This window comes from Aeromonas sp. Lyrl_2, from assembly GCF_051948815.1.
Taxonomy (GTDB): Bacteria; Pseudomonadota; Gammaproteobacteria; order Enterobacterales; family Aeromonadaceae; genus Aeromonas; species Aeromonas veronii.
Genome location: NZ_JAYJLJ010000029.1, coordinates 35557 through 42232 on the forward strand (window position 1 = coordinate 35557; position 6676 = coordinate 42232).

Annotated in this window: 5 protein-coding genes; 3 read left to right on the forward strand and 2 right to left on the reverse strand. The window is 61.1% G+C overall.

Features of this window, described 5'->3' with window-relative positions:
• Window positions 1-44: 44 nt before the first annotated feature.
• Window positions 45-1526 (reverse strand): ketol-acid reductoisomerase, encoded by a 1482-nt coding sequence (gene ilvC, locus VF684_RS19205; protein WP_139440740.1) that lies wholly within the window; start codon window positions 1524-1526, stop codon window positions 45-47.
• 221 nt (window positions 1527-1747) lie between these two features.
• Here ilvC and ilvY point away from each other — a divergent pair, with 221 nt between their 5' ends.
• Window positions 1748-2641, forward strand: a complete 894-nt coding sequence (gene ilvY / locus VF684_RS19210) for an HTH-type transcriptional activator IlvY (protein WP_005342097.1) — start codon at window positions 1748-1750, stop codon at window positions 2639-2641.
• Here the strand turns inward: ilvY and VF684_RS19215 are convergent.
• On the reverse strand, window positions 2630-3490 hold the full coding sequence (locus VF684_RS19215) for an ABC transporter substrate-binding protein (RefSeq protein WP_201998881.1): 861 nt from the start codon (window positions 3488-3490) through the stop codon (window positions 2630-2632). The genes ilvY and VF684_RS19215 overlap by 12 nt on opposite strands.
• Before the next feature lie 192 nt (window positions 3491-3682).
• Between VF684_RS19215 and VF684_RS19220 the strand changes: the two genes are divergently transcribed.
• Together VF684_RS19220 and VF684_RS19225 are read left to right on the forward strand one after the other, a co-directional pair.
• Window positions 3683-3874, forward strand: a complete 192-nt coding sequence (locus VF684_RS19220; protein WP_201998883.1) for a hypothetical protein — start codon at window positions 3683-3685, stop codon at window positions 3872-3874.
• Window positions 3875-3947: 73 nt separating this feature from the next.
• Window positions 3948-6530 carry a bifunctional acetate--CoA ligase family protein/GNAT family N-acetyltransferase gene (locus tag VF684_RS19225; protein WP_201998884.1) on the forward strand — a complete coding sequence of 861 codons (2583 nt, stop codon included), beginning with the start codon at window positions 3948-3950 and terminating at the stop codon, window positions 6528-6530.
• Window positions 6531-6676: the final 146 nt, after the last annotated feature.

A 6676-nucleotide genomic window follows, 5' to 3' on the forward strand; every position in this document is an offset into this window, starting at 1 on the left:
GGGATCGTCATCCCCGCCCCTTCATCATCCAGCCCGATGCGGGCTTAACCGCCAACGGCGATGCGTTTCATGTCTTTCATATAACCACGCAGTACCTGGCCGATTTTTTCGATCGGGTGGTTGCGGGTCGCCTCATTTGCAGCCAGCAGCGTCAGGTTGTCGACGCTCTGCCCTTCCGCCTTGCTGGCACCCAGATCGCCCGCTTTCAGGGTCGGCATGAAGTGCTCGCGCAGCAACGGCACGGCGGCGTTGGCGAACAGGTAGTTACCGTATTCGGCGGTGTCGGAGATGACCACGTTCATCTCGTACAGACGCTTGCGGGCAACGGTGTTGGCGATCAGCGGCAACTCGTGCAGGGATTCGTAGTAGGCAGACTCCTCGTAGATACCGGAAGCCACCATGGTCTCAAACGCCAGCTCGACACCCGCCTTGACCATGGCCACCATCACCACGCCATTGTCGAAGTACTCCTGCTCGGCAATCTTGCCTGCAAACGCCGGCGCATTTTCGAAGGCTGATTTGCCGGTCTCTTCGCGCCAGGTGAACAGTTTGACGTCATCTTCGGCCCAGTCGGCCATCATGCCGCGGGAGAACTCACCGGCAATGATGTCGTCCATGTGCTTCTCGAACAGCGGGCGCATCAGGGTCTTGAGCTGCTCGGAGAGCTCGAAGGCGCGCAACTTGGCCGGGTTGGACAGGCGGTCCATCATCAGGCTGATGCCACCCTGTTTCAGGGCTTCGGTGATGGTCTCCCAGCCGAACTGGATCAGCTTGCCGGCGTAGGCCGGGTCTGTGCCTTCGGCAACCAGCTTGTCGTAGCAGAGCAGGGAACCGGCCTGCAGCATGCCGCAGAGGATGGTCTGCTCGCCCATCAGGTCGGATTTTACTTCCGCCACGAAGGAGGATTCCAGCACCCCGGCACGGTCGCCGCCGGTGGCAGAGGCCCACGCCTTGGCGATGGCCATGCCTTCGCCTTTCGGGTCATTTTCAGGGTGAACGGCGATCAGAGTCGGTACGCCGAAACCGCGCTTGTACTCCTCACGCACTTCGGTCCCCGGGCACTTGGGCGCAACCATCACGACTGTGATGTCGGAGCGGATCTGCTGACCCTCTTCCACCACGTTGAAGCCGTGGGAGTAACCCAGCGCGGCGCCCTGCTTCATCAGCGGCATCACGGTTTTCACCACGTCAGAGTGCTGCTTGTCCGGAGTCAGGTTCAGCACCAGATCGGCGGTCGGGATCAGCTCTTCATAGGTACCGACCGCGAAGCCGTTGTCGGTAGCTTTCTGCCAGGAGGCACGCTTCTCGGTGATGGCGGCCTTGCGCAGGGCGTAGGAGATATCCAGCCCGGAGTCGCGCATGTTCAGACCCTGGTTCAGACCCTGGGCACCACAGCCCACTATCACCACCTTCTTGCCCTTCAGCACGTTGCAGCCGTCCGCGAACTCTTCGCGCTGCATGAAACGACACTTGCCCAGCTGGGCCAACTGCTGACGCAGGTTCAAGGTGTTGAAATAGTTAGCCATGGTGATTGCTCCGTTCGATTGATTCCATGCCGGATAGCGGCGTTGTCTGAACCACTATAGCGCGGGACACTTATTGCCTGAACTGATATATTCGAAACAGTACGTTGCAATAACTGAAACGCTCACTCTTCAAAATTGCCTGCTGAATGTACCGCGAGATGGCAGAAACAAGCCGCCAACCGCTGGATATCGGGCACACAAGCCGCGTCAGGAGCTGAAAGATGGATCTTCGCAATCTCGAGCTGTTTCTCCACCTCGCCGACTCCCTCCACTTCGGCAAGAGTGCCGATGCCATGGCGGTCAGCCCCTCCACCCTGAGCCGCGCCATCCAGCGACTGGAGCAGGAGACCGGCTGCATCCTGTTCGAACGGGACAACCGCTCGGTGCGGCTCACCCCTGCCGGCGAGAAACTGCGGGAGTTTGGCGGCGGCCTGTTGCAGGAGTGGCGCCAGCTCAAACAGGAGCTCAAACGCAGCGACGAGCCGCTGCAAGGTCGTCTGCGGGTCTTCTGCTCGGTCACTGCCAGCTACTTTCTGCTGCCCGAGGTACTGGAGCGCTTTCGCCGCCGCTACCCCCAGCTGGAGATCAAGCTGGAGACCGGTGACCCGGCGCTGGCGGTGGACAAGATCCTGGCCGACGAGGCCGATCTCGCCATCGCCGCCCGCCCCGACGCCCTGCCGGCCAAGCTGGAGTTCGCCAGCCTGCAGCTGGTACCGCTGGTCTTTATCGCGCCGCGCAACGCCCCGCAACTGAACCAGTGGTTCCGTCAGGGAGAACCTGATTGGGAGCAGCTGCCGGTCATCCTCTCCGAACAGGGGCTGGCCCGAAAACGTAGCGATCAGTGGTTTCGCAACAAGGGGATCGCCCCCAACATCTACGCCGAAGTGGCGGGTAACGAGGGGATCGTCGCTATGGTGGCGCTCGGCTGTGGTGTGGGACTGGTGCCGGCGGCGGTGATCGACCACAGCCCGCTCGGCGACAAGGTGCGGATCATCGACCTCAAGCCCGCCTTCAAGCCATTTGATGTGGGGATCGGGGTGCTCAAGAAGCGACTGGAAGAGCCGCTGATCCGCGCCTTCTGGGATACCGCGCAGAATCAGGGTTCACTGCGCTGACACCGGATTATAGATAAGGGCCGGATCGGCCATCATGATGCGGCTGGGCAGCGGCAAGTCGGGGTTGTGCAGCTCGAGGCGCACCCGCTCATCCAGTTTCAGCCGCCGAATGGTGCTGCCAAATCCCTCTTCAAAGACCCGGTCAAAAGCACCAGACTGCCGCGCCCGCAGCAGGCCAAGCTCGATGCGCTGGGCCAGCTCCGGATATTTTGGCGAGACAAAGAAGAGCAGCGCCAGCGGATAACGAAACACCAGACGGGGCTCGATGGCGAGATCCGTGTGCTGCCGCAGTTCATCCTCGACCTCGATGACCGAGCGCAGGAAGCAGTCAAAGCGCTTCTTGCGCAGCATGTTGAAGAGCGCCTCATAGAGATTGCCCACCGTCACCTTGAGGCCGTTGGCCTTGAGCAGCTGGGTATCAGGCCAGGATCTGTGCTGACCGATGGAGAGCCCGGCGCGATGCCAGTCTGCCAACGACCCGATCGCGGCAAAACGTCCCTCATCCCCCTGCCGAACCAGACACACCCGCCACCCCAGCAGCCCCTTGGCCAGCGGAATGTGGATTGCCAGCAACTCCCGCTCTCGCTCACCATCGGGGGCAAAGACACCGACCTGAACCAGCTCGCCGCTGCGCAGCTCCTTCACCGCCCGCCCCTGCTCCATTTGCGGACTGGAGACCAGCTGGTAGGGGCCATATTCGGGCACGGTGAGATCGAGGGAGAGCCGCAGCAACTGGACGACGGCGGGGTTGGGGTGATCCAGCAGCAGATTCCAGGCGCGGATAGGCTGCTCGGTTGCCGTTGCGCCAACCGTCCACAGTGCCATGCACCACCACCAGACTCTGATCATCCTGTGCACCATCCGTGCCTCGTGCTCCTCGCCATACTATAACGCCAGCCAGCGCCTCAACGGCGCCCTCTCTGAAAGATGTGTGAGCGCTCTCGTGTCAAATCTCGTGTCAAAAGTGACAATAGGCAAACCCGGCAGGTCATCGCAGACTGGGCGTTCATCAACACACGCCAAGGCGCAGGGAGGAGAGCCATGAAACAGCATCTGGTAGAGATCAAGGGTTCAACCCTGTTTGACGAGTATCTGCAGAGCATGGGCGTGCCCAGTACAGCGCTCGATCGGGTGCAGGATATCTATCTGCAGGAACGCCACCTGGGGGCCATTCGTCGGGTGCAAGGCGAACTGCGCTTTTATCTGCGTGCCAATGCCCTGAACAAACGGTGATCAGGAGCCGGTCACAGAACCCGCAGCAAAGGCGTATTAGACTGGTATCTTCCCCCTTTTGTCGGGAGTGCCCATGAAAGCAAGCGGTCTGGATCGGCTGTTCAAACCCCACTCAATCGCCGTGATCGGCGCCTCGACCGACCCGCTCAAGGCGGGTCACGTAATCGTGCGCCACCTGCTGGCGGGCCAGTTCAAAGGGCCCATCCTCCCTGTCACCCCGCGCAACAAGTCCATCGCCGGCGTGCTGGCCTATCCCGATATTGCCAGCCTGCCGCTAACCCCGGATCTCGCCATCATCTGCACCAGACGGGAGCGGGTCCTGCCGTTGCTGGAAGCGCTTGGCCAGAAGGGGGCGGGGGCGGCCATCATACTGGCCGCCGACTTTTCTCCCGAAGAGCGGCTGGAGCTGAAACGGGTCTGCCAGCAATATGGCATTCGCCTGCTCGGCCCCAACAGCATGGGGATGCTGCTGCCAGGCCAAGGGATTAACGCCAGCTTTTCACCCATTGCCGCCAAGCCGGGGCAGGTCGCCTTTCTGTCGCAATCCGCCGCCGTCAGCACCACCATTCTGGATTGGGCCAAGCAGCATGAGCTGGGCTTCTCCGCCTTCATCTCCCTTGGTGATCACTGCGACATCGACTTCGGCCAGCTGCTGGATCAACTCTCCCGCGACAGCGTCACCCGCGCCATCTTGATCTACATGGACAAGTTGCACGACGCCCGCCACTTTCTCTCGGCGGCGCGGGCAGCCTCGCGCAACAAGCCGATCCTGGTGCTGAAAAGCGGGCGCCACGATCCGGCCCACGGCCTCGACAACGTCTATGATGCCGCCATCCGTCGCGCCGGCATGTTGCGGGTACGGGATACCCACGAACTGTTTGCCGCGGTAGAAACCCTCAGCCACTCCATGACCCTCAAGGGGGAGCGGCTTGCCATCATCTCCAACGGCCGCGGGCTGGCCAATATGGCAGTGGATGTGCTGCTGGAACGGGGCGGCAAGCTGGCTCGCCCGCCGCTCGATATCGGCAGCGATGCCACCATCACCACCTATCAGGAGGCGCTGGACAGCGTGCTGCAAGAGGATGGCATTGATGCCATCCTGATCATCCACGCCCCCTCGCTCACGGCACCGAGCGCGCCTCTGGCCAGCCATCTTATTGCCCATCTGAAACAGCACCCCAGAGCGCGCCGTTTCAACATCCTCACCAACTGGGCGGGTGAATACTCGGCGCAGGAGGGGCGCAAACTCTTTACCGAAGCGGGCTTCCCGACCTACCGCACACCGGAAAGCGCCATGGCCGCCTTCATGCATATGGTGGAATACCGCCGCAACCAGAAGCAGTTGATGGAGACACCGGCGTCACTACATGGCAACCAGCTCAATGGCGAGCTGTGCCAGCAGCTGATCCGTCAGGCGCAGGAGCGCAAGCAACTGAGGCTGGATACTCATCTGGTACACCCGATTTTGCAAGCCGCTGGTCTCTCGACCCTGCCAACCTGGATCGTCACCGACGCCATCGAGGCAACCCTGACTGCCGAGCAGATCGGCTACCCGGTGGCAGTCAAACTCCGTTCGCCAGATATCCTGCACAAGTCTGCCGTGCACGGCGTGGTGCTCAACCTGCGCACCTCGGCCGAAGTGGCGCAAGCCGCCGATGCCATTCTGGACAGGGTCAGACAACATGCTCCGGGCGCCCGTATCGAAGGCTTGCTGGTGCAGCGGATGGCTCGCCGCAGCGGCGGCCTGGAGCTGCGGGTACGTATCCAGCAAGACGCCATCTTTGGCCCCGTCATTCTGCTGGGTGAGTCGGGCGCCGAACCGCAGGAGATGGTCGCAGCGCTACCACCGCTCAATCAGGCGCTGGCCCGTTACCAGATCATCGGTGCGCTCAAGAGCCGCAAGATCCGTGAACATGCCACGCCGGAACGACTGGATATCGATGCCTTGGGCCAAGTGCTTTGCCAGCTCTCCGAGCTGCTGCTCGCCTTTCCTGAGATTCAGGAACTGGACCTACACCCGCTGCAAGCGTGCGGCGCAGAGATGGTGGTGCTGGATGCCAGCCTCACACTGGCTGACCCCGCCCTCCCGGCCAGCAACCGACTGGCTATCCGCCCCTATCCTACCGAACTGGAAGAGGGTGCCTGGCTTAAAGATCAGCGCCATATCCTGCTGCGCCCGATCCGGCCGGAAGATGAACCGGCTCACAAGCAGTTCGTGCTGCAAGTCTCCGATGAAGACAGGTACAAACGCTTCTTCGCCGATGTAGGCGAGCTGGGCCATGAAGAGCTGGCCCGCATGACCCAGATCGATTACGACCGGGAGATGGCCTTCGTGGCTGTGGGGCAAGATGGCGAGCTGCAGGATCAAATCCTCGGCGTGGTACGCGCTATCTCGACCCCGGACCTGAGCGATGCCGAGTTTGCCATTCTGGTGCGATCGGACTTGAAAGGGGTGGGGCTCGGCAAATTGATGATGGAGAAGATCATCCGTTACGCCAAAGAGCAAGGGATTGGCCAGCTATCCGGCATGACCATGCCCAGCAATCGCGGCATGGTCAACCTCGCCAAACGGCTTGGCTTCAAGATCGACGTGCAAATGGAAGAGGGGGTGGTCAGTATGGAGCTACTCTGTAGCCAGCAAGCGACAGAAGCCTGATTTGACCACCTGCAGAGTCGTTCAAATTGCTGTGAATGAAACTGATAAGGCTCAGATATAGCCAGAAAATGGTGGAAATAAACGGCTCTGTCCCAATTACGTGTTGAAAGGCTAATCTTGAAGTAGGCCATCACCTTGAGGTCTAC

Excerpts from the sequence above, each read along its gene's own strand:
- ilvC (WP_139440740.1), bottom strand. The coding sequence starts at position 1,526 with ATGGCTAACTATTTCAACACCTTGAACCTGCGTCAGCAGTTGGCCCAG.
- ilvY (WP_005342097.1), top strand. The coding sequence starts at position 1,748 with ATGGATCTTCGCAATCTCGAGCTGTTTCTCCACCTCGCCGACTCCCTC.
- VF684_RS19215 (WP_201998881.1), bottom strand. The coding sequence starts at position 3,490 with ATGATCAGAGTCTGGTGGTGGTGCATGGCACTGTGGACGGTTGGCGCA.
- VF684_RS19220 (WP_201998883.1), top strand. The coding sequence starts at position 3,683 with ATGAAACAGCATCTGGTAGAGATCAAGGGTTCAACCCTGTTTGACGAG.
- VF684_RS19225 (WP_201998884.1), top strand. The coding sequence starts at position 3,948 with ATGAAAGCAAGCGGTCTGGATCGGCTGTTCAAACCCCACTCAATCGCC.